This window comes from Sulfitobacter sp. IGS-18 (genome assembly GCF_059628195.1).
The window spans coordinates 2,865,212-2,890,668 of sequence record NZ_CM184556.1; the positions used below are offsets into that span (position 1 = coordinate 2,865,212).

The following is a 25,457-nucleotide window of genomic DNA, read 5'->3' on the forward strand; positions in this document are numbered from 1 at the left end:
CGGTTCTGATGGCGGCCTCGGTTTTCGATTCACCGCTTTTCGCACAATTGTTCAACCCCGGCGAGACCGGTCGGTTGTTCACCGACAGCGCGGCGCTGCGCGCGATGCTGCTGGTCGAAGGGGCGCTGGCCAAGGTTCAGGGCGCGCAGGGTGTGATCCCCGAAATCTCTGCCGCCGCGATCCACCGCGCATCGCTGGAAATTGCCGTGGATCCGGGGGCGCTGGGGGCCAGCACCGGGCAGAACGGCGTGCCGGTGCCGGGTCTCGTGGCGGCCTTCAGGGCCGAGATGAATGCACCGGAACATGCGCAATACGTCCATTGGGGGGCCACCAGTCAGGACATCGTCGATACCGGGCTGATGCTGCGTCTGCGGCAGGCCCTGGCGCTGGCCGAAGCGGATCTGCGCCATATCCTCAAGGCGCTGGGGCAGAAAGCGGCGGAACATGCGCATCAGCCGATGCCCGCCCGCACCTATGGCCAATACGCCACGCCCACCACATGGGGCGCCGTGCTGGCCCAGTTCGGAACGCCGCTGCTGGACGCGCTGGCCGGGCTGGATCACCTGTGCAAGACCTCGCTCTGGGTGTCGCTCTCCGGCGCCTCCGGCACCGCCTCGGCACTGGGCCATGACGCGGCAGCGACACGCGCCGGTCTGGCAAAGGCCCTGGGCCTGCATGACCCGCAGCGGTCCTGGCACACCGACCGCACACCGATCCTGCGCATCGCGGACTGGCAGGGTCAGGTCATGGCAGCGCTTGCGCATATGGGCCAGACCCTGATCGCCTTGTCAGGCAGCGACACGCAGGAAATCTCGCTCGGCTCCGGCGGGGCCTCCTCGACCATGCCGCAAAAGCAGAACCCGGTGGCCCCCTCGGCCATGGTGGCGCTGGGGCATCAGTTCACCGGCCTGCGCAGCAGCCTGCAATCCGCCGCCGCCCACCAGCACCAGCGTGACGGCGCCGCATGGTTCGCCGAATGGATGGCAGTGCCGCAGCTGTCGCTGTCGCTGGCCGCCGCGCTCGGACATGCCAGGGAATTGGCCGACGGATTCGTCCCCCGCCCGGTCCGGATGCAATCCAACCTCGAAAGCGGGCTGGGCCTGATCCACGCCGAGGCCCTCAGCTTTGCCCTGGCCGAGATCATGCCGCGTCCCGAGGCACAGAAGGTCACCAAGGCGCTTTGCCTCGACGCGCTGGACAAACGCACCTCGCTGGAAACACTGGCGCTCGCCGATTACCCCCAGCTTGACCGCGCGGTCTTTGCCCCCGGCTCCGGCACCGGCGACGCCAGCAGGCAGGCGGAGCGCTTTGCCGCACGGACGCAGTCGCTCTGACGCGGATGCGGCCCGCCGTCGTCTTCATCATGCTGACCGTGATGATCGATGCCATCGGCATCGGTCTGATGGTCCCGGTGATGCCGGATCTGATCCGCGAAGTACGCGGCGGCACATTGGGCGAAGCGGCGCTTTGGGGCGGCCTGCTGGCCACCAGCTTTGCGGTGATGCAGTTTCTCTGCGGCCCCGCGCTAGGCAGCCTTTCCGACCGCTTTGGCCGGCGGCCCGTCCTGCTGATATCGCTTCTGGTCATGGCAGCCGATTACGTGGTCATGGCGCTGGCGGGCAGCATCTGGCTGCTGCTGGCAGGCCGGATCGTCGGTGGCATCACCGCCGCCACCCAGAGCACCGCAACCGCCTATATGGCCGATGTTTCCGTCCCCGGCGAGCGCACCCGCAACTTTGGCCTGATCGGGGCCAGCTTTGGCGCGGGATTTGTGCTGGGGCCGCTGATCGGCGGCGTGCTGGCCGAATACGGCACCCGCGCGCCGTTCTGGGCCGCGGCGGGGCTTGCCAGCGGCAATGTCCTGCTGGGCTGGGTGGTGCTGCGTGAAACCGTCCGCCCGGAGAACCGCCGTGCCTTCGCTTGGCGGCGCGCGAACCCGCTGGGCGTGGTGCGCCACCTGGGCCGCCTGCCCGGCCTGCGGCAATTGCTGCTGGTCTATTTCCTCTATCACGTGGCCTTTGCGGTCTATCCTTCGGTCTGGTCCTACTTCGGCCAGGAGCGTTTCGGCTGGACACCCGCCGTCATCGGCCTGTCACTGGGTGTCTTCGACGCGGTGATGGCGCTGGTGCAGGGCGGCGCGATCCGGCTGGCGCTGCACTGGTTGGGGGAGCGCGGCACCGTCGTGCTGGGTCAGGTCTTTGCCATTGCCGCCTATGGCACGCTGGGGATCATCTCTTCCGGGCCGCTGGCATTGGCCCTGACACCGCTGGCGGCACTTGCCGGGGTGATCCCGCCTGCCCTGCAGGGCATCATGTCACAACGGGTCGCCGCCAATGCCCAGGGCGAATTGCAGGGCGCGCTGACCTCTGCCGCCTCGCTGGCGATGATCCTCTCCCCCCTGGCCATGACCTGGACCTTCGCCACTTTCGCCCAGCGCGACACCGCACATTATCTGCCCGGCGCGCCCTTCCTGGTGGCCATGTGCCTCTCTGTTGCGGCGCTCTTGCTGTTCATCCGTCCCGCTGTGCGAACCGACGCAGCGTAAAGCGACACTCCCTGCCGCTTCCACGGTTGCACCGCACCGCGGTTCCGGGTCAGGCTGCCGCCCAGAGACCACGCCACTTGCCCCGGAAAGGATTTTACCCGTGCAAATGATCAAAGCCGCCGTCGCCCATGAATTCGGTGCTCCCCTCGTGATCGAAGAGGTGCAGCTGCGCGCGCCCGAGGGCAGCGAAGTCGAAGTGACGCTGGATGCGGTCGCGATCTGCCACTCCGACATTTCCTATGCCGAAGGGGCCTGGGGCGGCACATTGCCTGCGGTCTATGGCCACGAGGCTGCGGGCCGCGTATCGGCGGTTGGGGCCAATGTGCGGGGTCTTGAGGCGGGCGACAGCGTTGTCGTCACCCTGATCCGCGCCTGCGGCGCCTGCCCCAGCTGCGCCAGCGGCAGCCCGACGGTCTGCGAAACCCCCTATGACGGTGACAAGGGACCGCTGAAGACGGCAGACGGCGGCACGCTGCATCAGGCCATGGCCTCGGGCGCATTTGCCGAAAAGGTCGTGGTCGAACAATCCCAGGTGGTCAAGGTCAGCCCTGACATCCCCAAGGAAGCCGCCGCCCTGATCGCCTGCGGCGTGATCACCGGGGTTGGTGCCGTGGTCAATGCGGCAGGTCTGCGCGCCGGTCAGGACGTTGTGGTGATCGGTGCAGGCGGCGTGGGGCTGAACGCCATCCAGGGCGCACGCATCGCAGGCGCGCGGCGCATCGTCGCCGTGGACATGAGCGAAGAGAAACTGGCCGTGGCAAAGGAATTCGGTGCCACCGACGGCGTGCTGGCCAGCGGGCCCAAGCCCTGGCGCGCGGCGCAAAAGGCGATGGGCCGCGGCGCTGACGCGGTCATCGTCACCGTGGGCGCGATCCCGGCCTATGACGCGGCACCACGCTATCTGGCGGGCGGTGGCAAGGTGATCATGGTGGGCATGCCCCATTCCGGCGCAATGTCCTCTTACGAACCGGTGACCATGGCCTTCATGGGACAGGGCATGGTCGGCTCCAAGATGGGCGATGTGGTGATCCAGCGCGACATCCCCTGGATGGTGGACCTCTACCTTCAGGGGCGTCTGAAACTGGACGAGCTGATCTCCGGGCGCTGGTCGCTGGAGCAGATCAACGAGGCGATTGCCGATACCAAGGGTGGTGCCGCGCGGCGGAACGTGATCCTGTTCGACAGGTAACGCCCGGGTGGCCTGCCCCCCGGGGTACGTCGGACATAAAGAAGGATTGAAGGCATGAAGCTGGCCGATCTGGACATCATCGTGACCGCGCCCCCGGCCCCGGGCTGGGGCGGGCGCTACTGGATCCTGGTGAAGGTGACGACGGATACCGGCATCACCGGCTGGGGCGAATGCTATGCCGCCTCTGTCGGTCCGGAGGCCATGCGCGCGGTGATCAAGGATGTCTTCGAGCGTCACATGGCCGGAGAGAACCCCGAAAACATCGAGCTGATGTTCCGGCGGGTCTATTCCAGCGGTTTCACCCAGCGGCCCGACCTGACGGTCATGGGGGCCTTTTCGGGGCTGGAGATCGCCTGCTGGGACATCCTGGGCAAGGACCGCGACCGCCCGGTGCATGCGCTGATCGGCGGGCGGATGAACGACAGGGTCCGCGCCTATACCTATCTCTACCCCCTGCCCCAGCACAGCCTGGCCGATTTCTGGACCTCACCCGGGATGGCGGCTGAAGCCGCCGCCGATTGTGTCGCGCGCGGCTATACGGCGGTGAAGTTCGACCCCGCCGGGCCCTATACCCTGCGCGGCGGCCATATGCCCGCGATGAGCGACATCAGCCAGTCCGTCGCATTCTGCGCCGCGATCCGCGCGGCAGTGGGCGACGAGGCGGATCTGCTTTTCGGCACCCATGGCCAGTTCACCACCGCAGGCGCGATCCGGCTGGGCCAGGCCATCGCGCCCTATTCCCCGCTTTGGTACGAAGAACCGGTGCCGCCCGACAATGTCGCTCAGATGGCGCAGGTGGCCGGTGCCGTCGGCATTCCCATCGCCACGGGCGAAAGGCTGACGACAAAGGCCGAATTCGCGCCCATCCTGCGGGCCGGGGCGGCGGCGATCCTGCAACCTGCCCTTGGCCGGTCCGGCGGCATCTGGGAGACCAGGAAAATCGCCGCCATGGCAGAGGTCTATAACGCCCAGATGGCGCCGCATCTCTATGCAGGGCCGGTGGAATGGGCGGCCAACATCCAGTTCGCCGTCTCCATCCCCAACCTGCTGATGGCCGAAACCATCGAAACCCCGTTTCATGACGCGTTGATCAAGGGCAGTATCAGGGTGGAAGACGGCTTTATCCCCGCGCCCACTGCCGCCGGCCTCGGCATCGAGGTGGACGAGGAACTGGCCCGCGCCCATCCCTACACCGGCACCGGCCTGCATCTGGAAATGCAGGAAGCGCCCTGCGACTATGTGAATGGCAATAATTTCGAAGGGGGCGCACCCGCCCCGCGCGACCAAAGCGTCTGACGAGTTACCTGAAGCATCAGAGATTTCGTGACGCGTTGAAATCCCTGATTTCGGGCAGCGTCAGGTGATTGTGGTTTTTCGCATGACGCAACGGGATCAGAGTTCCGCTTCCGGCCCGGTTGGCTGCAAGGCCCCAACAGCCGCGAAATGCGCATGCCTGAGCGCCTCGGTATCGCCGGCAGAGCTGCGCGGCGCGACCTGGCTGAGCACCTGAACCAGCACACCATTCAGCGCGGCATAGCTGTGCAACACGGTTGTCGCCTTCTTCGGCCCCGCAAGGCGATAGGTCAAAGTGCCAAAAGGCGCGCCATTGATCGACCGGCTGTCCAGATCGACAAATTCGAAGTCCTGCCCCACAGCCCCGGCGCGGGCATTGATCATCTCGATGATCCGCGCCTCGATCGCCTGCTGGGTGGCGGCAATCGTGCCGTCCTTTTCGGCCAGAACCTTGGAAATGAAGCCATCAGGATGCAGCCAATAGCTGATCCCCATGCTCTGCCCCTTGTCGATGCGCATGAAATCTTCGCCCGCGCAGAAGTTCAGCCCCGGCCCGGCGCGGCTGCAAGCCGGATGGCCATCAGCCGCAAGGACCGGCTGGACACAAACGGAAAGAAGACAGGCGGCAAAAAAATTTCGAAACATGGGAACTCCTGTTGCGCTTTGCGCGTTGAAGCTAACCCGCGAGCGTTTTCAAAAGCAAAACACGACTGCAATATTCCGTTCACAATCCGGTTTGTTGCCCAAATATGGTGCAAAAATGCCCCGGCGGCACTCTCCGTAGTTGGGAATCCTCAACAAAACAGCGCCCGGCGGGGCCGGAGGCTGCGCCATGCCAGCGGGCATGGGATCATTCTCTTTTTGGCAGGAAATATCCGGAGGGGGAGTTTGAGGGGGAGGAACGCCCCCTCAATCCGGTGCCTTGCAGCGTCCCGCCTTTGACCTGATACACCCCGTATCGCCGATGTCCCGAGAGCGCGAAGCGCGGCAGGGTATCGGCGATTCGAGTTTAAGGCGGGGCGCTTTGGCGCCCGGCCTTGAAGCTGTGACACGAACTTCCTGCCGCGCCTGCGGCGCTTTCGGGACATTCGTGTCACACGTTGCGTCAGATATAAGGTCGGGCGCTTTAAAAGAACGCCTGCAAGCCGGTCTGCGCACGGCCCAGGATCAGGGCATGCACGTCATGGGTGCCTTCGTAGGTGTTCACGGTCTCCAGGTTCATCATGTGACGGATCACCTGGAATTCGCCGGAAATGCCGTTGCCGCCGTGCATGTCACGGGCGTGACGCGCGACATCCAGCGCCTTGCCGCAATTGTTGCGCTTGACGATGGAGACCATCTCGGGCGCCGCATTGGCCTGATCCATCAGACGGCCCACCTGCAGCGAGCCCTGCAGGCCCAGCGAGATTTCGGTCATCATGTCGGCCAGTTTCTTCTGGAACAATTGCGTCTGCGCCAGGGGCTTGCCGAACTGCTTGCGGTCCAGCCCGTATTGGCGTGCCGCGTGCCAGCAGAATTCCGCCGCCCCCATGGCACCCCAGGAAATACCGTAACGCGCACGGTTCAGGCAGCCGAACGGCCCCTTGAGCCCCTGCACATGCGGCAGCAGCGCCTCTTCGCTCACTTCCACACCGTCCATGACGATCTCACCGGTGATCGAGGCGCGCAGCGACAGTTTGTTGCCGACCTTGGGCGCGCTCAGCCCCTTCATGCCCTTCTCAAGCACGAAGCCGCGGATCTTGCCGTCGTGTTCGTCGGATTTCGCCCAGACGACAAAGACATCGGCGATGGGCGCGTTGGAGATCCACATCTTGGAACCGGTCAGCTTGTAGCCGTTGGCGGTCTTGACCGCGCGGGTCTTCATCCCGGCGGGGTCGGAACCGGCATCCGGTTCGGTCAGGCCGAAACAGCCGATCCATTCACCGGTGCAGAGCTTGGGCAGGTATTTCTTGCGCTGCGCCTCTGACCCATAGGCATAGATCGGATACATCACCAGGCTGGATTGCACGGACATCATCGACCGATAGCCGGAATCCACCCGTTCCACCTCACGCGCGACCAGCCCGTAAGAGACATAGCCGCTGCCCAGCCCACCGTATTCCTCGGGGATGGTGATGCCCAGCAGGCCCATCTCGCCCATTTCGCGGAAGATTTCCGGATCGGTTTCCTCGTTGGCAAAGGCGTCGATGACGCGGGGCTGCAGTTTTTCCTGGGCATAGGCATGCGCGGAATCGCGGATCATCCGCTCGTCTTCGGTCAGCTGGCTGTCCAGACGGAACGGATCGGTCCAGTCAAAGGTGCCCAGATCGGGGGCATCCTTGGCGCGCAGGATTGGGGCTTCGGCGTTCATGGCAGTTCCTCCATTGGGGGGTGCGGTTGCGCGCAGTATTGCAAAAACGGCCCTGAATGACTATCGCTGCTTTGTCCTGCATATATGAGAAAAAGTCATAGATGATCGCCCCCCGCCGCTTCCTGCCGTCGATCTCTGCCCTGCTTGCCTTCGAGGCGGTGGCCCGGCTGGGCGCGGCCACCCGCGCGGCAGAGGAACTGTCGCTGACGCAATCCTCGATCAGCCGGCAGCTCAAGACGCTGGAAGCGCAACTTGGCGTCGAACTGCTGACCCGGCAGGGCCGGCAGCTTGTCCTGACCGAAGCCGGACAAACCTATGTCCGCCACGTCCGTGACATCCTGCACCGTCTGGCGCAGGCCAGCGTGGCGGCGCGGACCAACCCCCTGGGCGGCGCGCTGAACCTGTCGATCCTGCCCGCATTCGGAATGCATTGGCTGGCCCCCCGCCTGCGCGATTTCGCCCGCAGCCATCCGGAAGTCACCGTGAACCTCTCCACCCGGCTGAAACCCTATGCGATCGAGGACAGCACCTTTGACGCCGCGATCCATTTCGGGCGCGAGGACTGGCCCGGCGTCAGCTACCTGCCGCTGATGCCCGAAACCGTGGTGCCCGTCTGCGCCCCCGACCTGATGCAGGCGCCGGTGCATGACGCGGCAGAGATTCTGAACCACCCCCTGCTGCATCTGGAGACGCGGCCAAAGGGCTGGGCGCGCTGGCTGGCCGCCCTGGGCGTTGAAGCGGAGCCGCCCGCGGGCATGGTCTTTGATCAGTTTTCCACCATGGCGCAGGCGGCGATCCATGGGCTGGGCGTGGCGCTGCTGCCAACCTTCTTTGCCGACCCCTATCTGCGCGACGGGCAGTTGATCCTGGCCTCCGACCAGACCACCCAGAGCATCGGCAGCTACTATCTGGTCTGGCCCCGGGACCGCGACACCGGCGCGGCGCTTGGCTCCTTCATCACCTGGCTCGCGGCCCAGGCCGGACAGGCCGAGGATTGAAGCGCTCCGCCTTTACCTGAAACCTTCGTCATCCCCGCTTGAAATCATGGATTTCAGGCGACCACAGGTCATTCAGACTGGCGTCCGAGCCATAGGCTTTACGCTTTACGCTTTACGCGTTACACTTTCGACTTTTGCCGCCTGCTCCCTGCTCCCCTCACTTGCAGACATGTCATGCAAGACCTGTCATTTTTGACATGTCTTACATGACATGTCGTCCGTAGCGGAACGGCGCGCAGAGGCGTTTCGCGTGACGCGTTGAAATCGCTGATTTCAAGCAACGTTGCGTGAGTCAGGCTTTGCGCGGGACGGTTTGGGAGCGGGACGCCGGTCAGGGTCTTATCGCGCCCTGTCTTGAACCTGCATCGCCAATACCCTGCCGCGCTACGCGCTCTCAGAACAGTGGCGATGTGATCTGCATCGGGTCAAAGGTGGGACGCTGCAACAGGGGCACAAAGCGGCAATTCGCCAAATTTATGCCGCATTTACCTTCTAAGCAAATTTATCCGTAACCGGGTGGGGCCGTTACAAGGAGCACTTCGATGCTTACATCATTCTGCAAAGGCGCCTGCGCAATTGCCGCTGCCAGCACGCTTTGGGCCGGTGCGGCCCAGGCCGACAACCAATCCGTGCTGATCGTGGAAGGGTCCTATTTCCCTTCGACCATCTACGCAAAGCCCGGTGACAATGTCATTTTCACCAACCAGAGCGGCCAGGTTCAGCACCTCTCCGGCCCCGAGGATACATGGACATCCGGCCCGATCGAAGTGGATGCGACCTATCGCCTGAACCTGACCCATGCGACCCCCCTGACCTTCACCAACGGTGAAGACGGCGAAGGCCTGATGGAAGGCGAGATTTCATATGATCCCGCCCCGCTGAACGACTGAGATCAAAGACGACCCCGCAAAGGGCCGCGTGACAGTGACGCGGCCCTTTTCTGCGTTCAGATTTCTTCGATCAGTTCCGGCCCTTCGGCGCGATTGGAATTGACGGCACGGTCCACCCGATGCCAGGTCAGCAGATCATCGGCTGCGGGCACCATCAGGGTTGCCGCCCCCTTGCCCGCCTCGCCAAGCCAGAGCGGCCAGTCCGCCGCCTCGATGATGACCGGCATGCGGTGATGGATCGCCCGCATCGGATCATTTGCGGCGCAGGTCACCACCGCACATGTCCGCAGCCCCTCATCAGTCTCCGCGCGCCAGTCCTGCCAGATCGCGGCCAGGGCCAGGGGCGCCCCGTCGCGCCGGGTGATGTACCAGGGGTCACGCCCCCCTTCCGCATCCTTGGTCCATTCATAGAACCCTGACGCCACGACAAGCCCCCGCCGTTCCCGCGCCGCCGCGCCAAAGGCAGGCTTTTCGGCAATCGTCTCGGCCCGGGCGTTGATCAGCAAGGGACCATCGCCCGGTTTCTTGTACCATCGGGGGATGAACCCCCAGCGCATCGCGCCCAGCCTTCGCGGCCCACCGCCACTGCCAGTGACAATATGGACCTGGTTCGTCGGGCAGACATTATACTGCGGCACCTTCGGCAGGTTGTTGGCCGGCGTCGCCGCAAAGAGCCGCACCATGGCATCATGGGGCAAGGTCACTGCAATCCGTCCGCACATCTGCTGTCCTTTCCGGCCGTCACCGGCCTTGAGCCTGTCCTGCGCCCCGAAAACCTGCAAAAGCGGCGGTGCCCGGATAATCGCAGACCCCACCTGTAAAAGGCGGCGCATATCTGGCAAGCTTCGGGCAATTGGCCATAGGATATCAAGTGATGATCAGACAATTCCTGCCCGTCAGCGCGCTTCTGCTTGGCTCCGCCTTCCTGCTCTTTGCAGGCGGAATCAACGGGTTGATCCTGCCCGTGCGCGGCACGATCGAAGGGTTCTCGGCCATTTCGCTGGGGCTGTTGGGCACCGGCTGGGCCGTGGGATATGTGTCGGGCTGCATCATGACGCCGCCGCTGGTGGCGCGGGTGGGCCACATCCGGGCCTTTGGCGCGATGGCCGCGATTGCGGCGATTTCCATGCTGTCCAGCGCCATCCAGATCACCCCCTGGGCCTGGATCGTGCTGCGCGGCGTCTGCGGTTTCTGCTTTGCCGGGGCGGCGATGATCGTGGAAAGCTGGCTGAGCGAGCAATCCACCCCGGACACCCGTGGCCGCATTTTCGGGGTCTACACAATGGTCAACCTCGCGGCGAGCACGGCAGGATCACTGATGCTGACGGTGGGGGACCCCTCGGGCTTCCTGTTCTTTGCCCTGGCGGCGATCTTCTATTGCATGGCGCTGGTGCCGACCGCGCTCAGTTCCTCCTCCTCCCCCGCGCCGCTGGTCACCGTAAAGCTCAACCTCGCGGCGCTGTGGCGCAATTCGCCCGTCGCGGTCTTTGCGGTCTTCTGGGTCGGTGTCTCCAACGCCGCCTTCGGCACCCTGGCGGCGGTCTATGCGCAGAACGTGGGGCTGGTCCTGGCGGCGGTGTCCTTTTTCATCTCGATCCCGATCCTCGCGGGGGCCATCATCCAGATGCCCGTGGGGCTGATGTCCGACAGGATGGACCGCCGCAAGGTGCTGGTCGGCGTGGCGGCGCTGGCGCTGGTGGCCGACCTTGGGTTTATCCTGCTGGCCCCGCAGGGGCGGATGATGAACCTGACATTGGCCGCGCTGCTGGGCGGCTCGATCTATGCGATGTATCCGGTGATCGTGGCCCATGCCAATGACCACGCCGAACCCGGCACGGCGATCCAGATCTCGGGCGGGCTGCTGCTGACCTTCGGCATCGGCTCGATCATCGGGCCGACGGTGGCGGGCCTTGCCATGGCCGAGATCGGGATCCGCGCATTGTTCATGACCACGGCGGTCTCGCACGGGGTAGTGATCCTTTACACGCTCTGGCGGATCTCCAAGCGCGAGGCGGTGGCCGATGCGGAGAAGTCCAGCTTTCAGCCCCTCAACGCGGGCCGCACCTCTGCCCTGCAGACGGCCGAGGCCGCGCAGCAACCGTCGGAACCGGCACAGGCCGCGCGCTGACCCCGCCGTTCGGGCGGTGACGATTTTTTTGAAAAAATCGGCCCGGACTTTTCGAAAAGTCCGGCACCCGGTGGCAAAGGAAAAGGCGCGGCCGGGACCGGTCGCGCCTTTCCGTACTCAGGGCATATGCCTTACTTTACCGTGATGCGCCCGTCGGTATAGGGCTTGTAGGGCGCATTCGCCGCCAGGTAGTCGGCGGTCACATCGGCCAGATCGGGGCCGAAGTCATAGGCGTTCATTGCCGACTTGAACATGTCATAGCCGTCGCCGCCGTTGCGCACATAGTTGTTGGAAACCACGCCATAGGTCTTGCCCATGTCCAGCGGTTCCCCCCCGACCATCACGTCGCTGACCCGGCTGCCCGGTTCGGCACTGGCATCAAAGGCAAAGGTGATGCCCGCAACCTGCGGGAAACGGCCCGCGCCTTCCTCGACCTGGCTGACACCGTTTTCAAGCGCCGCCTTCAGGGTTTCACCACTCACCTGGAAGGTGGACAGGGTGTTCTGGAACGGCAGGACCGTCAGAACCTCGCCCATGGTCACATCGCCCGCGTCGATGGAGGCACGGATGCCGCCGCCGTTCTGGATCGCCACGTCAATGCCCTGATCGGCCACCCGCGCCAGCATGGCGTCGGCAATCAGGTTGCCCATGGTGCATTCCTGGGACCGGCAGACCTCGCGGTCGCCGCCGATGGCTTCATCCGTATGGGCAACGACCTTGCTGCGGATCTCCTCCAGCGGTGCCGCCGCTTCGCTGATGCGCGCGACAGTGCCCTCGTCCTCGGTCACCGCGGCATCCATGATCAGCGGCTCGCCGCTGGCCTCGGTCACATTGCCTTCATCGTCGAAAGTCACGTTCAGCTCGCCCAGGAACTTGCCATAGGCATAGGCCTGCACAATGGCGGTATTGCCCACCATGGTCGGATAGGGCCCCTCGGCACGGTCATTGGTGTTGCTCAGCAGCGTGTTGGAATGGCCGCCGACAATCACGTCCACGCCGGTAGTTTCAGCGGCAACGCGCTGGTCCACGCCGTAGCCGGAGTGCGACAGCACGATGATCTTGTTCACGCCCTCGGCGGTCAGCTTGTCCACCTCGCCCTGCACCGCAGCAACGGGGTCGGAAAAGGTGATGTTCTCACCGGGGCTTGCCAGCTCATCCGTATCTTCCGGCGTCAGCCCGATCAGGCCCAGCTTTTCACCGCCCCTTTCGATGATGGTGGATTTCGGCAGCTTGCCCGCAAGCAGCGGCTCTGCCGAGACATCGGCGTTGGACATCAGGATCGGAAAGTCGATCGTGTCCATGAAGCCTTTCAGAACCTCGGGCCCGTCGTCGAATTCGTGGTTGCCCACGGTCATCGCGTCATAGCCCATCTTGTTCATCATCTCGGCCGCCAGCGCGCCCTTGTAATAGGTATAGAACAGCGTCCCCTGAAACTGGTCGCCGCCATCCACCAGGATCGAGTTGTTGGACCGCGCACGGGCCTCGGTGATCGCTGTCATCAGCCGGGCGGAACCGCCAAAGCAGTCGCCTGCGGTATTGTCTTCGGCACCACAGGGACCGTCATATTTGCTGATCGGCTCGAACCGCGCGTGAAAGTCATTGGTGTGAAGAATGGTAAGCTGATAGTCGGCGGCAGCCGCACCGGCCGTCAGGCCCAGCGCTGCAACGCTTGTCAAGAATCGTTTCATTGCTTTTCCCCAGTTGGAACAGATGGCAGCATGGTGGCCTGCGCCCATGCGACTGTCAAAGCGCTTGTGCGCGGCATGCCGTTGGGTCAAGCGCCGCCGGCGGCAATGCCCTGCTCTGTTCCCGATGAAGCGCGGGCTTCGGGGTCCGGACCGGATATTTTGGCAAAAAGAAGAGAAAACCGGACTTCTTTATGCCCCAAATACTCAAATCCGACCGCAGGGGCACATCCAGGCGGTTGCGAGGGTCCGACCCGGCTTGACCCGCGTTGACTGCCGGGGCATGACTGCCTCATGTTGATTTTCAAGATATTTCTGGCCGACCAATGGACCACATTGCGCCAGGCCGGCAGCACCGATGGGGCGCCTATCGACATCGCCGATGGCTATGTGCATTTCTCGACCGCCGCACAGGTCGAAGAGACGGCAGCGAAGTATTTCGCCGGGGCCGAAGGGCTGATGCTGGTCGCGGTGGATGCGACAGCCGCAGGTGAGGCGCTGAAATGGGAACCCTCGCGCGGCGGGGCGCTGTTTCCGCATCTCTACCGCCGCATGACCATGGAGGATGTAGTCTGGGCGCAGCCGCTGCCGGTCCTCGACGGGCGCCACCAGTTCCCCGCAGGTCTGGAGGAAGCCGGCCAATGAGCGATTTCATCGACCCGGACCGCGCCCAGTTCGACGCCTTCAAGGCGCTGGACCGCGATGCGCCGCTCAACATGCTCAACCTCGTGGCCTTCAACGATCTGGCGAATTACCCCGGCGATCACGAGCTGGCCCGGGACGGGCTGACCGGGGCGCAGGCCTATGCGCTATACGGCAGGCATTCGGCCCCGGTTCTGGCGCGCGTGGGGGGCAGCATCCTGTGGCGGGGCCAGTTCGACATGACCCTCATCGGCCCCCAGGATGAAAGCTGGGATGCGATGTTCATCGCGGCCTACCCCAATGCCCATGCCTTTCTGGCGATGGTCTCGGACCCCGAATATCAGCGCGCGGTCATCCACCGGCAGGCCGCTGTCCGCAGTTCGCGGCTGATCCGCAGCACCCCGCTTGCCACCCGGGATGGCTTTGCATGATGTCGCTGATCGAGCGTCTGGGGCTCGGCGCGCTGCATCGGCTTGACCCGGAAGTGGCCCATGGGCTTGCCCTGCGGGCCCTGCGCTGCAACCTGGCCCCCAGCCCCGGTCCGGTCACCACGCCACGGCTGCAAACCACCCTTGCCGACATGTACCTGCCCAACCCTGTCGGGCTGGCGGCAGGCTTCGACAAGAACGGCACCGCCGTCGCCCCGCTGTCACGCGCCGGGTTCGGCTTTATCGAAATCGGGGCCGCCACCCCCCTGCCGCAGCCCGGCAACCCGCGCCCCCGCCTGTTCCGGCTGAGCGAGGACGCCGCCGCCATCAACCGCTTCGGCTTCAACAACGAAGGCGCCGATGCCATCTGTGGCAGGCTTGCGCGGCGCGGCGCTGGCATTCCGGTTGGCCTGAACCTCGGCGCGAACAAGACCAGCACGGACCGCGCGGATGATTTTGCCCGGGTCATGATCGCGGCCCGCAACCATGTCGATTTTGCCACCGTCAACGTCTCCTCTCCCAATACCGAAAAGCTGCGCGACCTGCAGGGCAAGGCCGCGCTTGCGGCCCTTCTGGACGGGGTAATGGAGGTGCGCGGCGCGACGCCTGTCTTCCTCAAGATCGCGCCGGACCTGTCGGAGGCGGAAATCGCCGATGTGGCCGAGGTGGCAAATGCCGCGGGCATCTCGGCGATCATCGCAACCAACACCACATTGGGCCGCGACGGGTTGCGCTCGGCCCATGCGCAGCAGGCGGGCGGCCTGTCGGGCGCGCCGCTGTTCGAAAAATCGACCCGTGTACTGGCCCGGCTCTCCACCCTCACCGATATCCCGCTGATCGGGGTCGGCGGTGTCGGCTCGGCCGAACAGGCCTATGCCAAGATCTGTGCAGGTGCCAGCGCGGTGCAGCTTTACACCGCCCTGGTCTACGGCGGCATTGGCCTGGTCGGCGAAATCGCCCGCGGCCTTGACGCCCTGCTGGCCCGCGACGGGTTTGACCAGGTGGCCGATGCCGTTGGCAGCCGCAGAGGAGACTGGCTATGATCACCATCTGGCACAACCCGCGCTGCTCCAAATCCCGCCAGACCCTGGCGCTGATCGAGCAGAGCGGCGCCGAGGTCACCATCCGCCGCTACCTTGAGGACGCACCGACCGAGGCCGAGATCGACGCGGCCCGCAGGGCGCTGGGGCTGTCCTCCCTGCGCGACATGCTGCGCAAGGGAGAGAAGAGCTACAAGGAGCTTGGCCTGAACAGCGAGACGCCGGAAGCGGCGCTGCTGTCGGCCATGGCGCAGAACCCGGTCCTGATCGAGCGGCCCATCGTATTTGCAGGCAACCGCGCGGTGATCGGTCGCCCGCCCGAGGCCGTGCAGGACCTGCTCTGACACGCGCTGCGGAATTTTGCAAAATTCCGGCGGCGATTTTTTCAAAAATCGCCTACAGCGTCCCGCCTTTTAGCTGATACACGCCATATCGCCGATGTCCCGAGAGCGCGCAGCGCGGCAGGGTATCGGCGATTCAAATTCAAGGCGGGGCGCTCTAAGCTGCCGCCCGTTCAAGCGCGGGATAGCGCAGCCCAAGGGTCACGGCCCGCGCCACGAAGGCAATCAGCATCGCTGCCCAGAGACCATGATTGCCGATGGCAGGCAGCAGCAGGGTCACCGCCCCCACGTAGATGCCGAAACTGATCGCCATCATGTTGCGCATGTCCCGCGACCGCGTGGCCCCGATAAAAACCCCGTCCAGCATGAAGGCCCCGCAGGCGATCAGGGGCAGGACAACGACATAGGGCAAAAAGACCCGCGCCATCTGTTGCACCTCCGGTGCCTTGACCATCAGGTCGATGATCTGCGGCCCGGCCAGCGCAAAAACCACCATGACCAGCGCCGAAGTGGCAAAGGCCCAACCCATGCTCAGCATCGCGCTGCGGCGCAGGACAGCGCGCTGCCGCGCGCCCATGGCCTTGCCCACCAAAGCCTCCGCCGAAAAGGCGAAACCGTCCAGCCCGTAAGAGGTGATCATCAGGAAATGCAGCAGCACCTGATTGGCCGCCAGCGTCACATCGCCCAACCCGGCCCCAAGAAACATGAAAGAGACAAACATCGCCTCCAGCAGCAGCGACCGGATCAGGATATCGGTGTTCAGCCGCACCATCTGAACCCATTTCAGCCGGTTGAAAACCTGCAGCCAGTTGCGCCAGCCCGGTCCCCGGAAGGCCGCGCGGCAGAACCACAGACCAAGCATCGCCCCGGTCCATTCCGCGATGAAAGTGGCAAGGGCCACGCCCTGCACACCCCATTCCAGCCCCAGCACGAACCACAGGTCCAGACCGATGTTCAGCCCGTTCATCACCAGCTGGATCACCAGCACCGCCCGGGTGCGCTCCTGCGCGATCAGCCATCCGGTGATGGCATAAAGCGCGATGGCCGCCGGGGCCGACCAGATGCGGATGGCCATATAGGACCGCGCAAGGCCCTCGACCTCCTCGGTGCCCGGAGAGACCAGAAAGGCCGCCCAGAACAGCGGCAGCTGCAGGGCCACCACGATCAGACCGGCCCCAAGGCCCACCAGCAACCCGCGCGTCAGCAGGGCGGCCACCTCGGCCTCGTCACCGTTGCCGGTTGCCTGCGCGGTCAATCCGGTGGTCCCCATGCGCAGGAACCCGAAGACCCAGTAGAAAGCGGAAAGGATAATCGCGCCCAGCCCCACCGCCCCCACCGGCGCGGCCAGCCCGATCTGTCCCACCACCCCGGTATCCACCGCCCCCAGCAGGGGCACGGTGGCGTTGGAGATGACGATGGGCAGCGCGATGTTCAGCACGCGCCGATGTGTGACCACATCGCGGGGCGCCAGCGCACCGGCCTTGATCGCGCGCACCTCGCCGTCGGAAATCGGATCTGTCACGTCACCCCTTGCGCTGCGGCATCACGAAATGGCCTGTCGCCTGGGCGAACATCCGTTCCCGGTTGTCCTGCCAGCCCTCGACGTGGACACTGGCATAGCGCCGCCCCGACCGGTTGATCCGGGCGCGGGCATAGGCATCGCGCGGCAGGCCGGAGCGCAGGTAGTCGACGGTGAAATCAATGGTCTTTGGCAGGCGCGGCAGATGCACATGGCTCAGATCGCTGACATCCAGCGCGCCGCTTTCCATATCCTCCCAGATAAAGGCCCAGCTCAGCGTGATGATCGCCGTGACCTCCAGAAACGCCGCTGTGGCACCGCCATGCAGCGCGGGCAGGATCGGATTGCCGATCAGATCGTCCTTGTAGGGCATGATCCCCGTCAGCTCATCGCCCCGGCGTTCAAAGGTGATGCCCATGAACTGCACATAGGGCACCCCCTCGACCAGGGCGCGCAAGACGGCATCGCGGCGCTGTTTGACGATCTGAACCGGTTCAGGTGCGGGACGCCGGGTCATTTGCGCCCCTCCACCGTGAAGGTCCCTGTGGCCATGGCCACGGGCGTCGCGCGGTCCTCGTCATGGGCGGTGGCCCGCACAAAGGCCACGGAGCGGGTGACATGGTAACAGGTGGCTTCGGTGGTGATCGTCTGCCCGGGCGTGGCGGCCCGCAGGTATTCGATGCGCAGATCAATGGTTGCGGTGCCCGCCGGATTGCTGGGATGGCTCATCACCGCAGCGCCGCAGGCCGTATCCATCAGCGCCGACACGGCGCCGCCGTGCACAACGCCTGTCTTGGGGTCACCGATCAGCCTCTCGGCATAGGGCATGGAGATGATCGCGGTCCCCAATTCCAGAGATTGCAACTCCATCCCAAGCGCGCGCGCATGCGGCAGGGCGCGGATGAACTGGTTGGCTTGTTTCAATTTGTCCGTCATCGGCCCCTCTTTCGGGCACCGTTATCGGCTGGTGACACGCAAAGGACAAGACCACCTGTTGCGCTTGGCACGGCATCATCCTAGCTTGCGCTGCGGGAGATTGATGATGGCCGAAGAAAGACTGACCTTCAAACAGATGTGTGCACGGTTCGACGTCACACCACGCACGCTGCGTTACTATGAATACATCGAACTGCTGCAGCCGGAACGCGAAGGGCGGTCACGCTTTTACAGCCCCAGGGAATGCGCGCGGATGAAACTGATCCTGCGCGGCCGCAAGTTCGGTTTTTCCCTGGAGGGCATCCGGCAGTGGCTGCTGATTTACGAAAAGGAAGGAACCGAGGCGCAGATGCGCGCCTGGGTGACGGCCTCGGAGCGGCAGCTCAAGGAACTGGCAGAGCAGCGCGCGCAACTGGATGAGGCCATGGCCGAATTGCAGCGCCTGCACGATGACACCGTCGGAGAGCTGGAAAAGCGAAGCGCTTAGGGTGAGGACCCATTAATCAAAGGTTTTCGACCCCTTGATCCGCGGCTCAGTCCCCGTCGGATCAGGTTTTGACCCCTTCATCCTGCAGGCGGTCGGCGGGCGCGATGACTTTTGCGATTCGGTCCATCTCTGCGGCGATCACAATCAATTCCGACACCAGCCCGCTGGAATGGGATGACGCCAGGTCGTACGCAGCGTCTTCTACCAGCTTGGCCGCTTCCAACAGACGTTCACGGGGATCACATGTGGGAAGGGATTTCGCGGAATCGTTCATTTAGGAGCCTTTCGCAGTGCATGCTGCATGTGCAGCATAGCGCATGGACGGGTCAGATAGCCGTGGCAAACGCGCGGGTCACGTCACGCGAATGCGCTACACGATATCAAGTTCTTTAATTTGCAAAAGTCCCGACCCGAGCCCTTTTATGGCTGCGGTCGTGCGATCGTTAACATCCAATTTGTCAAATAGTCTGCGGCCTATGGTGTCAACCGTATGCCTTGAAATGCCCAGAATTTCGGCAATCACGCTGTTGCTTTTGCCCCGCGCCATCCAGCGCAGGATTTCCAGCTCCCTGGGGGAAAGATCGATGTTGCGCAGCGTGTCCTCTATCAGTTCGCAGAACCGGAGATGTGCGATCTGTGCCACGCATTGCATCTCGAAGGTGTTTTCGGGCCGGACCGTGACAACCGATTTTCCAAACCCGAGCCCGAAATAGGCGTTGCGCCCCTTCGGACCAAACACCGGAAGCGCGATCCCGTCGCCAAAGTCGGATGCCTTCCGCCGGCGTATGAAATCTGCTTCCTGTTCGGTCAGATTGGCGAGTTTCTCGATCTCGGACCACAGGAACGGCCGGGACAATCTGGCCGCAAGTCCGGGTATCGGGTCGATGACCTGCAGATTCGAGTCGATGTATTCGCAGATCCATTCTTCGGGGAATCCATCCTCGACAAAGCCCGATCGCCCCCCCGGCAGTTCCTCGGCGTTGTCCAGATGATAGCTGACCATCTCTATGCCACAATTGTGGAAAAACGCGACAATGGTCCGCCAGAGGCTCGCGGCATCCGATGCAGCCGCGCAGTCCTTTACGAAACTCCTGACCGTTGTCTGGGACATAGATCCTCGCGATCCTCGCGCTATTCTACAAGATTTTGCGACATAAGTAGATTGAAAACTGTCGTCAAACCCCAATTTAACAGGGGCAAAGGCAGTTGCCTGGCATTGCAGCGGCTTGCCGCCTGTCCGGAAACAAAAGTGACGTGACGTATGACTTACGTAAACGTCAACCTCTGTTGTAAGAGACTTTCTGTATCCCCAGATCAAAATCAACGTGATGGTTTTCTGATGAGAGCAGAGATGATGACAACAGATACGCTGACCATTCGCCAGATGTGCGACACCTATGATGTCACCCCGCGCACTCTGCGTTTTTACGAGGCCAAGGAACTGCTTTTCCCGATCCGGGAAGGCCAGAAGCGCCTGTTCACCAAGCGGGACCGCGCGCGGCTGAAGCTGATCCTGCGCGGCAAGCGCTTCGGCTTCTCGCTGGAGGAAATCCGCCAGTTGCTGGACCTCTATCACATGGGCGACCAGCAGCAGACCCAGATCGCGCGGACCTATGAGATCGCGCGCGCCCGGCTCGCTGACATGGAAGCGCAGCGCGATGAGCTGAACGAGGCCATCGACGACCTGAAAGATCAGTTGAAATGGGGGGAAAAGATGATTGCCTCCATGACCCAGTCCCGCAAGGCCGCCGAATAGGCGCCCTGCCCCACCGACACGCGTTTTAGGGAGAAACCCATGCCAAGCTACACCCCCCCCGTCAAAGACCTGCAATTCGTCCTGCATGATGTGCTGAACGTGACCGGCAGCAGCATCCCCGGCTATGATGAGCTGGAAGCCGATTTCACCTCTGCCATCCTCGAAGAAGCGGGCAAGCTGACCTCCGGCGTTCTGGCCCCGCTGAACGTGGTGGGCGACAAGGAAGGCTGCCGGCTGGAAAACGGCGTCGTCTATACGCCCAAGGGCTTCAAGGAAGCCTTCGAGCAGGTCAAGGAAGGCGGCTGGCCGGGTCTGGACATGCCGGAACAATACGGCGGGCAGAACATGCCCTATGTCGTGGGCACCGCAGTGGGCGAGATGTTCTCCTCTGCGAACCAGGCTTTCACCATGTATCAGGGTCTGACCCATGGTGCCGCCTCTGCCATTCTGGCGCATGGCACGGACGCGCAGAAAGACACCTATCTGCCGAAAATGGTCGCCTGCGACTGGACCGGCACGATGAACCTGACCGAACCGCATTGCGGCACCGACCTGGGCCTGATGCGCACCAAGGCGGCCCCGCAGGACGATGGCTCCTACAAGATCACCGGCCAGAAGATCTTCATCTCTTCCGGTGAACACGACATGGCCGAGAACATCATCCACCTGGTGCTGGCCAAGATCGAAGGCGGCCCGGAGGGGATCAAGGGCGTGTCGCTTTTCATCGTGCCGAAATTCATGGTGAACGAGGACGGTTCTCTGGGTGAGCGCAACGGCGTCGCCGTCGGCTCCATCGAGGAAAAGATGGGCATCCACGGCAATTCCACCTGCGTGATGAACTATGACGGCGCCACCGGTTTCCTGCTGGGCGAGGAACACAAGGGCATGCGCGCCATGTTCACCATGATGAACGAGGCCCGTGTGGGCGTGGGCATGCAGGGGCTGGCACAGGCCGAGGTCGCCTATCAGAATGCGCTGGAATACGCCAAGGACCGCCTGCAGGGCCGCGCGGTGACAGGTGCGCAAGCCCCCGACAAACCCGCCGATCCGCTGATCGTGCATCCCGACATCCGCCGCAGCCTGATGGATCAGAAAAGCTTTGCCGAGGGCGCGCGCGCCTTCATCCTCTGGGGCGCCACCATGATCGACGCGGCGCACCGCGCGGGCGACAAGGACGCGGACGGCCTCGTCTCGCTGCTGACGCCGGTGATCAAGGGCTTCCTGACCGATCAGGGTTACGACATGACCGTGAAGGCACAGCAGGTCTATGGCGGGCATGGCTATATCGAGGAATGGGGCATGTCGCAGTTCACCCGCGATGCCCGGATCGCGATGATCTATGAGGGGGCCAACGGCGTGCAGGCGCTTGACCTCGTGGGCCGCAAGCTGGCGCAGGACGGTGGCAAGCACGTCATGGCTTTCTTCGACATGGTGAAAGGTTTCATCAAGGAGAACGCCGGTCAGGACGCGGAATATGATGCGGGTTTCCTCGATCCGCTCAAGGCGGCCAGCAAGGACCTGCAACAGGCGGGCATGTACTTCATGCAGAACGGCATGAAGAACCCCAACAACGCGCTCGCCGGCTCCAATGATTTCATGCACATGTTCGGGCATGTCTGCCTCGGGCTGATGTGGGCGAAAATGGGCTTGGCAGCCAAGAAGGCGCTTGCGGAGGGCAAGGGTGACGCTTCATTCTACGAGACGAAACTGGCCACCGGGCGCTACTACATGGCGCGGCAACTGCCTGCCACGGCGCTGCACCTGACCCGCATCCAGTCCGGCGCGGATACGGTGATGGCACTGGAGGCCGCGAACTTCTGAACCCCGGTTTCGCCGCGAAACCTTGATTATTAACAAGAGGTTAAGATGCCGAAACGCTTCCGCCTGACCCGCCGCTTTCCTGTCGCCATGACGGAGGACGGGTACAGGCGGCTGAAGAAATTCAGCAACGAGGCGGGGCTTGACGAGGGCGAGGCGCTTTCATTCCTGTTCGAGAACTTCGGCAGCGTGATCAACGAGGAAAACCTGATCGCGCGGCTGAGGCTCTTCAACGCCGAACTCGACGACCGCAAGCGCTGAGCCGACAAGACAGACCTGGGGAGGGATCATGAACGACATGAGCACGACATCATCCAACTGGATGACGGACGAACACAGGATGATCGCGGATATGGCCGCGTCCTTCATCACCACCGAATGGGCCCCGAAGTTCGAGAAGTGGCGCAAGCAGGGCGAGATGGACCGCGAGACCTGGGCGCAGGCAGGCGAACTGGGCCTGCTCTGCCCCTCCATCCCCGAGGAATACGGCGGCGCGGGGGGCGACTTCGGCCATGAGGCGGCGATCCTGATCGAAAGCGCCCGGGCCAATCTGGCCAGCTGGGGCAATGGCATCCACTCCGGCATCGTGGCGCATTACATCCTGGCCTATGGCACCGAAGAGCAAAAGAAACGCTGGCTGCCCAGGATGGTCTCGGGCGAGATGGTGGGCGCGCTGGCAATGACCGAACCCTCCGCCGGGTCCGACGTGCAGCGGATCAAGACCAAGGCGATCCGCGACGGCAACGCCTATCGGCTGTCGGGGCAAAAGACCTTCATCACCAATGGCCAACATGCCAATCTGATCATCGTCGCGGCCAAGACGGACCCGAAGGAAGGTTCCAAAGGGGTCTCGCTGGTGGTGCTTGAAACCGAGGGCGCAGCGGGGTTCCAGCGCGGCCGCAACCTGGAAAAGATCGGCAAACATGCCTCGGATACCTCCGAACTCTTCTTCGACAACGTGGAAATCCCACCCGAGAACATCCTCGGCCAGGAAGAGGGCAAGGGCTTTTACCAGATGATGCAGCAGCTTCCGCAGGAACGGCTGATCATCGGCTGCGAGGCTGTGGGGTCGATGGAGGGGGCCGTCGATCTGACGATCAGATACTGCAAGGAGCGCGAAGCCTTTGGCGGGCCGCTGACCCAGTTCCAGAACACGCGGTTCAAACTGGCGGAATGCAAGACCAAGGCCGCCGTGGGGCGGGCCTTTCTTGACACCTGCATCGCGGAACACCTGCGCGGTGAACTGACCGTGGACCGCGCGGCGATGGCGAAATACTGGCTGACCGACACCCAGGGCGAGGTGCTGGACGAATGCCTGCAACTGCATGGCGGCTACGGCTTCATGCAGGAATACGCGATTGGCGAAATGTGGACCGACGCCCGCATCCAGCGCATCTATGGCGGCACCAACGAAATCATGAAGGAGCTGATCGCGCGGGCGCTCTGACGCACGGGCACCTGCTCTTTTTGGTCATAAATATTCCCACGGGGGTCCGGGGGTGTGAAACCCCCGGTCCGGCCCCGGAAACAGGAGAGACAGCAGATGACGATCAAACTCCATTGCTTTGGCGAATCGGGCCACAGCTACAAGGCCGCGCTGGCGCTGGAACTGTCCGGCCTCGACTGGGAACCGGTCAAGGTGGACTTCTTTGGCGGCCAGGGCCGCTCGCCCGAATTCCGCAATGACCTCAACATCATGGGCGAGGCGCCGGTGATGATCGACGGCGATGTCCGGCTGACCCAATCCGGCGTGATCCAGGATTACATCTCCGAGAAAACCGGCAAGTTCGGTGGCCGCGACGCGGCAGAACGGCGCGAGATCCTGCGCTGGGTGCTGTGGGACAACCACAAGCTCAGCTCGCAAGCCGGGATGACCCGCTTCCTGATGAACTTCCTGCCCGAGGACAAGCGGCCGACAGAAGTCATCGGTTTCATGCTTGGCCGTCTCAAGGCTGCTTATGCGGTGCTTGACGCACATCTGGCGGGCCGCGACTGGATCGTGGGCGACGGCGTGTCCAATGCCGACCTGACCTGCTGCGGCTACCTCTATTACCCCGAGCCCTTCGGCTTTGACCGCTCTGCCTGGCCCAACATCGACGCGTGGCTGACGCGTCTGTCCGAACAACCGGGCTGGAAAGCCCCCTACGACCTGATGCCCGGCAGCCCCGCTGACCGCGCCTGAGAAAGGAAGATACCACCATGACCGAAGCCTATATCTATGACGCCCTGCGCACCCCCCGTGGCAAGGGCCGCAAGGACGGCGCGCTGCATGAGGTCACGGCGCTGCGCCTGTCCTCCCAGACGCTGAACGCCGTCAAGGAGCGCAACAACCTCGATGGCCATGCCGTGGAGGACGTGATCTGGGGCAATGTGACCCAGGTGATGGAACAGGGCGGCTGTCTGGCACGCTCTGCCGTGCTGGCATCCGACCTGGATGAGCGTATTCCCGGCCTCGCCATCAACCGGTTCTGCGCCAGCGGGATGGAGGCGGTGAATCTGGCCGCCAACCAGATCAGAGGCGGTGCCGGCATGGGCTATATCGCGGGCGGTGTCGAAATGATGGGCCGTGTGGCGATGGGCAGCGACGGGGCGGCGATTGCCGTCGATCCTTCCATCGCGATGGAGGGCTATTTTGTCCCGCAGGGCATTTCCGCCGACATCATCGCCACCGAATACGGGTTCTCCCGCGATGACGCCGACCAGCTGGCGATTGCCAGCCAGCAGCGCGCGGCAAAGGCCTGGAAAGAGGGGCGTTTCGACAATTCCGTCATCACCATCCGCGACCAGAACGGGCTGACCATCCTGGACCGCGACGAATACATGCGCCCGGAAACCGACATGCAGAGCCTCGGCAGCCTGAACCCCGCGTTCCAGGCCATGGGCGAGGTCATGCCCGGTTTCGACAAGGTCGCGATGCTGAAATATCCGCATCTGGAAAAGATCAACCACATCCACCATGCCGGGAATTCTTCGGGCATCGTGGACGGTGCGGCGGCCGTGCTGATCGGCAATAAGGAATTCGGCGAGAAATACGGGCTGAAGCCCCGCGCCCGCATCCGCGCCACCGCCAAGATCGGCACCGACCCCACCATCATGCTGACCGGCCCGGTTCCGGTGACCGAAAAGATCCTCAAGGACAACGGCATGACCATCGGCGACATCGACCTTTTCGAGGTGAACGAGGCCTTCGCCTCGGTCGTGCTGCGCTTCATGCAGGCCTTTGACGTGGATCACGACAAGGTCAACGTGAACGGCGGGGCCATCGCCATGGGTCACCCGCTGGGGGCCACCGGCGCGATGATCATCGGCACCCTGCTGGACGAGCTGGAGCGCAGCGACAAGCAGGTGGGTCTGGCCACGCTCTGCATTGCCTCCGGCATGGGCGCCGCCACCATCATCGAGCGGGTGTGAC

General features: G+C 63.6%; 27 protein-coding genes. 18 read left to right on the forward strand and 9 right to left on the reverse strand.

Features of this window, described 5'->3' with window-relative positions; genetic code table 11:
• Positions 1–8 precede the first annotated feature (8 nt).
• The 4 genes from ACWNZ3_RS13760 (at position 9) to ACWNZ3_RS13775 (ending at position 5,030) form a co-directional block, all read left to right on the forward strand.
• Positions 9–1,334 carry a lyase family protein gene (locus ACWNZ3_RS13760; RefSeq protein WP_269361103.1) on the forward strand — a complete coding sequence of 442 codons (1,326 nt, stop codon included), beginning with the start codon at positions 9–11 and terminating at the stop codon, positions 1,332–1,334.
• A 5-nt stretch (positions 1,335–1,339) separates the two neighbouring features.
• Positions 1,340–2,545 (forward strand): TCR/Tet family MFS transporter, encoded by a 1,206-nt coding sequence (locus ACWNZ3_RS13765; protein WP_496900297.1) that lies wholly within the window; start codon positions 1,340–1,342, stop codon positions 2,543–2,545.
• A gap of 100 nt (positions 2,546–2,645) precedes the next feature.
• Complete coding sequence (locus ACWNZ3_RS13770) at positions 2,646–3,734, forward strand: zinc-binding dehydrogenase (protein WP_269361107.1); 1,089 nt, start codon at positions 2,646–2,648, stop codon at positions 3,732–3,734.
• A gap of 54 nt (positions 3,735–3,788) precedes the next feature.
• Positions 3,789–5,030: a mandelate racemase/muconate lactonizing enzyme family protein gene (locus ACWNZ3_RS13775; RefSeq protein WP_496900298.1), complete on the forward strand. Its 1,242-nt coding sequence runs from the start codon at positions 3,789–3,791 to the stop codon at positions 5,028–5,030.
• Between the two features lie 96 nt (positions 5,031–5,126).
• Here the strand turns inward: ACWNZ3_RS13775 and ACWNZ3_RS13780 are convergent, their stop codons facing one another.
• A complete protein-coding gene (locus tag ACWNZ3_RS13780) occupies positions 5,127–5,672 on the reverse strand; it encodes a hypothetical protein (protein ID WP_269361109.1) in 546 nt (181 codons plus the stop codon).
• A 481-nt stretch (positions 5,673–6,153) separates the two neighbouring features.
• Positions 6,154–7,377, reverse strand: coding sequence for an acyl-CoA dehydrogenase (locus ACWNZ3_RS13785; protein ID WP_496900299.1), 1,224 nt, complete (start codon positions 7,375–7,377; stop codon positions 6,154–6,156).
• Between the two features lie 101 nt (positions 7,378–7,478).
• On the opposite strand from ACWNZ3_RS13785, the gene ACWNZ3_RS13790 reads away from it, so the two are divergent.
• Together ACWNZ3_RS13790 and ACWNZ3_RS13795 are read left to right on the forward strand one after the other, a co-directional pair.
• Positions 7,479–8,375, forward strand: a complete 897-nt coding sequence (locus ACWNZ3_RS13790; RefSeq protein ID WP_496900300.1) for a LysR substrate-binding domain-containing protein — start codon at positions 7,479–7,481, stop codon at positions 8,373–8,375.
• Positions 8,376–8,917: 542 nt separating this feature from the next.
• The gene (locus tag ACWNZ3_RS13795; protein ID WP_269361112.1) at positions 8,918–9,265 is read left to right on the forward strand and encodes a cupredoxin domain-containing protein; all 348 of its coding nucleotides are present in this window, start codon (positions 8,918–8,920) and stop codon (positions 9,263–9,265) included.
• Positions 9,266–9,321: 56 nt separating this feature from the next.
• Here ACWNZ3_RS13795 and ACWNZ3_RS13800 read toward each other — a convergent pair whose 3' ends face one another.
• A complete protein-coding gene (locus ACWNZ3_RS13800) occupies positions 9,322–9,987 on the reverse strand; it encodes an SOS response-associated peptidase (protein ID WP_269361597.1) in 666 nt (221 codons plus the stop codon).
• A gap of 152 nt (positions 9,988–10,139) precedes the next feature.
• On the opposite strand from ACWNZ3_RS13800, the gene ACWNZ3_RS13805 reads away from it, so the two are divergent.
• Positions 10,140–11,393: an MFS transporter gene (locus tag ACWNZ3_RS13805; protein WP_496900301.1), complete on the forward strand. Its 1,254-nt coding sequence runs from the start codon at positions 10,140–10,142 to the stop codon at positions 11,391–11,393.
• A 131-nt stretch (positions 11,394–11,524) separates the two neighbouring features.
• On the opposite strand, the gene ACWNZ3_RS13810 is transcribed toward ACWNZ3_RS13805, so the two are convergent.
• Complete coding sequence (locus ACWNZ3_RS13810) at positions 11,525–13,081, reverse strand: bifunctional metallophosphatase/5'-nucleotidase (protein ID WP_269361115.1); 1,557 nt, start codon at positions 13,079–13,081, stop codon at positions 11,525–11,527.
• Positions 13,082–13,372: 291 nt separating this feature from the next.
• Between ACWNZ3_RS13810 and ACWNZ3_RS13815 the strand changes: the two genes are divergently transcribed.
• From ACWNZ3_RS13815 to arsC, 4 genes are read left to right on the forward strand one after another with little or no spacing between them, the layout of a single operon-like run.
• Positions 13,373–13,723, forward strand: coding sequence for a DUF952 domain-containing protein (locus ACWNZ3_RS13815; protein ID WP_496900302.1), 351 nt, complete (start codon positions 13,373–13,375; stop codon positions 13,721–13,723).
• Entirely contained in the window at positions 13,720–14,151 is a 432-nt protein-coding gene (locus ACWNZ3_RS13820) for a DUF1330 domain-containing protein (protein ID WP_496900303.1), read from the forward strand. The genes ACWNZ3_RS13815 and ACWNZ3_RS13820 overlap by 4 nt, the downstream gene beginning before the upstream one ends.
• Entirely contained in the window at positions 14,151–15,191 is a 1,041-nt protein-coding gene (locus ACWNZ3_RS13825; protein ID WP_269361598.1) for a quinone-dependent dihydroorotate dehydrogenase, read from the forward strand. Before ACWNZ3_RS13820 ends, ACWNZ3_RS13825 begins: the two co-directional genes overlap by 1 nt.
• Positions 15,188–15,532 carry an arsenate reductase (glutaredoxin) gene (arsC, locus tag ACWNZ3_RS13830; RefSeq protein ID WP_496900304.1) on the forward strand — a complete coding sequence of 115 codons (345 nt, stop codon included), beginning with the start codon at positions 15,188–15,190 and terminating at the stop codon, positions 15,530–15,532. Before ACWNZ3_RS13825 ends, arsC begins: the two co-directional genes overlap by 4 nt.
• 154 nt (positions 15,533–15,686) lie before the next feature.
• Here the strand turns inward: arsC and ACWNZ3_RS13835 are convergent, their stop codons facing one another.
• The 3 genes from ACWNZ3_RS13835 to ACWNZ3_RS13845 are packed head-to-tail and all read right to left on the reverse strand — an operon-like array spanning position 15,687 to position 17,984.
• On the reverse strand, positions 15,687–17,051 hold the full coding sequence (locus ACWNZ3_RS13835) for an MATE family efflux transporter (RefSeq protein ID WP_496900305.1): 1,365 nt from the start codon (positions 17,049–17,051) through the stop codon (positions 15,687–15,689).
• A gap of 1 nt (position 17,052) precedes the next feature.
• Positions 17,053–17,565: a PaaI family thioesterase gene (locus ACWNZ3_RS13840; RefSeq protein ID WP_274573811.1), complete on the reverse strand. Its 513-nt coding sequence runs from the start codon at positions 17,563–17,565 to the stop codon at positions 17,053–17,055.
• Entirely contained in the window at positions 17,562–17,984 is a 423-nt protein-coding gene (locus ACWNZ3_RS13845; RefSeq protein ID WP_496900306.1) for a PaaI family thioesterase, read from the reverse strand. The genes ACWNZ3_RS13840 and ACWNZ3_RS13845 overlap by 4 nt, the downstream gene beginning before the upstream one ends.
• A gap of 106 nt (positions 17,985–18,090) precedes the next feature.
• On the opposite strand from ACWNZ3_RS13845, the gene ACWNZ3_RS13850 reads away from it, so the two are divergent.
• Complete coding sequence (locus ACWNZ3_RS13850) at positions 18,091–18,471, forward strand: MerR family transcriptional regulator (protein WP_114275099.1); 381 nt, start codon at positions 18,091–18,093, stop codon at positions 18,469–18,471.
• A 61-nt stretch (positions 18,472–18,532) separates the two neighbouring features.
• Here the strand turns inward: ACWNZ3_RS13850 and ACWNZ3_RS13855 are convergent, their stop codons facing one another.
• Positions 18,533–18,745 (reverse strand): hypothetical protein, encoded by a 213-nt coding sequence (locus tag ACWNZ3_RS13855; RefSeq protein WP_269361127.1) that lies wholly within the window; start codon positions 18,743–18,745, stop codon positions 18,533–18,535.
• A 96-nt stretch (positions 18,746–18,841) separates the two neighbouring features.
• Positions 18,842–19,474, reverse strand: a complete 633-nt coding sequence (locus tag ACWNZ3_RS13860; protein ID WP_496900307.1) for a helix-turn-helix transcriptional regulator — start codon at positions 19,472–19,474, stop codon at positions 18,842–18,844.
• Positions 19,475–19,825: 351 nt separating this feature from the next.
• On the opposite strand from ACWNZ3_RS13860, the gene ACWNZ3_RS13865 reads away from it, so the two are divergent.
• The 6 genes from ACWNZ3_RS13865 to ACWNZ3_RS13890 all read left to right on the forward strand — a co-directional run bounded on the left by ACWNZ3_RS13865 (position 19,826) and on the right by ACWNZ3_RS13890 (position 25,456).
• Complete coding sequence (locus tag ACWNZ3_RS13865) at positions 19,826–20,227, forward strand: MerR family transcriptional regulator (protein WP_114275358.1); 402 nt, start codon at positions 19,826–19,828, stop codon at positions 20,225–20,227.
• 39 nt (positions 20,228–20,266) lie between these two features.
• Positions 20,267–22,048: an acyl-CoA dehydrogenase C-terminal domain-containing protein gene (locus ACWNZ3_RS13870; protein ID WP_269361131.1), complete on the forward strand. Its 1,782-nt coding sequence runs from the start codon at positions 20,267–20,269 to the stop codon at positions 22,046–22,048.
• A 45-nt stretch (positions 22,049–22,093) separates the two neighbouring features.
• On the forward strand, positions 22,094–22,306 hold the full coding sequence (locus ACWNZ3_RS13875) for a hypothetical protein (RefSeq protein WP_274573814.1): 213 nt from the start codon (positions 22,094–22,096) through the stop codon (positions 22,304–22,306).
• Between the two features lie 37 nt (positions 22,307–22,343).
• Positions 22,344–23,492, forward strand: coding sequence for an acyl-CoA dehydrogenase family protein (locus tag ACWNZ3_RS13880; protein ID WP_274574042.1), 1,149 nt, complete (start codon positions 22,344–22,346; stop codon positions 23,490–23,492).
• Between the two features lie 96 nt (positions 23,493–23,588).
• Positions 23,589–24,227, forward strand: coding sequence for a glutathione S-transferase family protein (locus ACWNZ3_RS13885; RefSeq protein ID WP_496900308.1), 639 nt, complete (start codon positions 23,589–23,591; stop codon positions 24,225–24,227).
• A 17-nt stretch (positions 24,228–24,244) separates the two neighbouring features.
• Positions 24,245–25,456 (forward strand): acetyl-CoA C-acetyltransferase, encoded by a 1,212-nt coding sequence (locus ACWNZ3_RS13890; protein ID WP_496900309.1) that lies wholly within the window; start codon positions 24,245–24,247, stop codon positions 25,454–25,456.
• Position 25,457: the final 1 nt, after the last annotated feature.

What these genes read in the sequence shown, in the direction of transcription:
- ACWNZ3_RS13760 (WP_269361103.1), top strand. Translation starts at nt 9, where the DNA reads ATGGCGGCCTCGGTTTTCGATTCACCGCTTTTCGCACAATTGTTCAAC.
- ACWNZ3_RS13765 (WP_496900297.1), top strand. Translation starts at nt 1,340, where the DNA reads ATGCGGCCCGCCGTCGTCTTCATCATGCTGACCGTGATGATCGATGCC.
- ACWNZ3_RS13775 (WP_496900298.1), top strand. Translation starts at nt 3,789, where the DNA reads ATGAAGCTGGCCGATCTGGACATCATCGTGACCGCGCCCCCGGCCCCG.
- ACWNZ3_RS13780 (WP_269361109.1), bottom strand. Translation starts at nt 5,672, where the DNA reads ATGTTTCGAAATTTTTTTGCCGCCTGTCTTCTTTCCGTTTGTGTCCAG.
- ACWNZ3_RS13785 (WP_496900299.1), bottom strand. Translation starts at nt 7,377, where the DNA reads ATGAACGCCGAAGCCCCAATCCTGCGCGCCAAGGATGCCCCCGATCTG.
- ACWNZ3_RS13790 (WP_496900300.1), top strand. Translation starts at nt 7,479, where the DNA reads ATGATCGCCCCCCGCCGCTTCCTGCCGTCGATCTCTGCCCTGCTTGCC.
- ACWNZ3_RS13795 (WP_269361112.1), top strand. Translation starts at nt 8,918, where the DNA reads ATGCTTACATCATTCTGCAAAGGCGCCTGCGCAATTGCCGCTGCCAGC.
- ACWNZ3_RS13800 (WP_269361597.1), bottom strand. Translation starts at nt 9,987, where the DNA reads ATGTGCGGACGGATTGCAGTGACCTTGCCCCATGATGCCATGGTGCGG.
- ACWNZ3_RS13805 (WP_496900301.1), top strand. Translation starts at nt 10,140, where the DNA reads ATGATCAGACAATTCCTGCCCGTCAGCGCGCTTCTGCTTGGCTCCGCC.
- ACWNZ3_RS13810 (WP_269361115.1), bottom strand. Translation starts at nt 13,081, where the DNA reads ATGAAACGATTCTTGACAAGCGTTGCAGCGCTGGGCCTGACGGCCGGT.
- ACWNZ3_RS13815 (WP_496900302.1), top strand. Translation starts at nt 13,373, where the DNA reads ATGTTGATTTTCAAGATATTTCTGGCCGACCAATGGACCACATTGCGC.
- ACWNZ3_RS13820 (WP_496900303.1), top strand. Translation starts at nt 13,720, where the DNA reads ATGAGCGATTTCATCGACCCGGACCGCGCCCAGTTCGACGCCTTCAAG.
- ACWNZ3_RS13825 (WP_269361598.1), top strand. Translation starts at nt 14,151, where the DNA reads ATGTCGCTGATCGAGCGTCTGGGGCTCGGCGCGCTGCATCGGCTTGAC.
- arsC (WP_496900304.1), top strand. Translation starts at nt 15,188, where the DNA reads ATGATCACCATCTGGCACAACCCGCGCTGCTCCAAATCCCGCCAGACC.
- ACWNZ3_RS13840 (WP_274573811.1), bottom strand. Translation starts at nt 17,565, where the DNA reads ATGACCCGGCGTCCCGCACCTGAACCGGTTCAGATCGTCAAACAGCGC.
- ACWNZ3_RS13845 (WP_496900306.1), bottom strand. Translation starts at nt 17,984, where the DNA reads ATGACGGACAAATTGAAACAAGCCAACCAGTTCATCCGCGCCCTGCCG.
- ACWNZ3_RS13850 (WP_114275099.1), top strand. Translation starts at nt 18,091, where the DNA reads ATGGCCGAAGAAAGACTGACCTTCAAACAGATGTGTGCACGGTTCGAC.
- ACWNZ3_RS13855 (WP_269361127.1), bottom strand. Translation starts at nt 18,745, where the DNA reads ATGAACGATTCCGCGAAATCCCTTCCCACATGTGATCCCCGTGAACGT.
- ACWNZ3_RS13860 (WP_496900307.1), bottom strand. Translation starts at nt 19,474, where the DNA reads ATGGTCAGCTATCATCTGGACAACGCCGAGGAACTGCCGGGGGGGCGA.
- ACWNZ3_RS13865 (WP_114275358.1), top strand. Translation starts at nt 19,826, where the DNA reads ATGACAACAGATACGCTGACCATTCGCCAGATGTGCGACACCTATGAT.
- ACWNZ3_RS13870 (WP_269361131.1), top strand. Translation starts at nt 20,267, where the DNA reads ATGCCAAGCTACACCCCCCCCGTCAAAGACCTGCAATTCGTCCTGCAT.
- ACWNZ3_RS13875 (WP_274573814.1), top strand. Translation starts at nt 22,094, where the DNA reads ATGCCGAAACGCTTCCGCCTGACCCGCCGCTTTCCTGTCGCCATGACG.
- ACWNZ3_RS13880 (WP_274574042.1), top strand. Translation starts at nt 22,344, where the DNA reads ATGAGCACGACATCATCCAACTGGATGACGGACGAACACAGGATGATC.
- ACWNZ3_RS13885 (WP_496900308.1), top strand. Translation starts at nt 23,589, where the DNA reads ATGACGATCAAACTCCATTGCTTTGGCGAATCGGGCCACAGCTACAAG.
- ACWNZ3_RS13890 (WP_496900309.1), top strand. Translation starts at nt 24,245, where the DNA reads ATGACCGAAGCCTATATCTATGACGCCCTGCGCACCCCCCGTGGCAAG.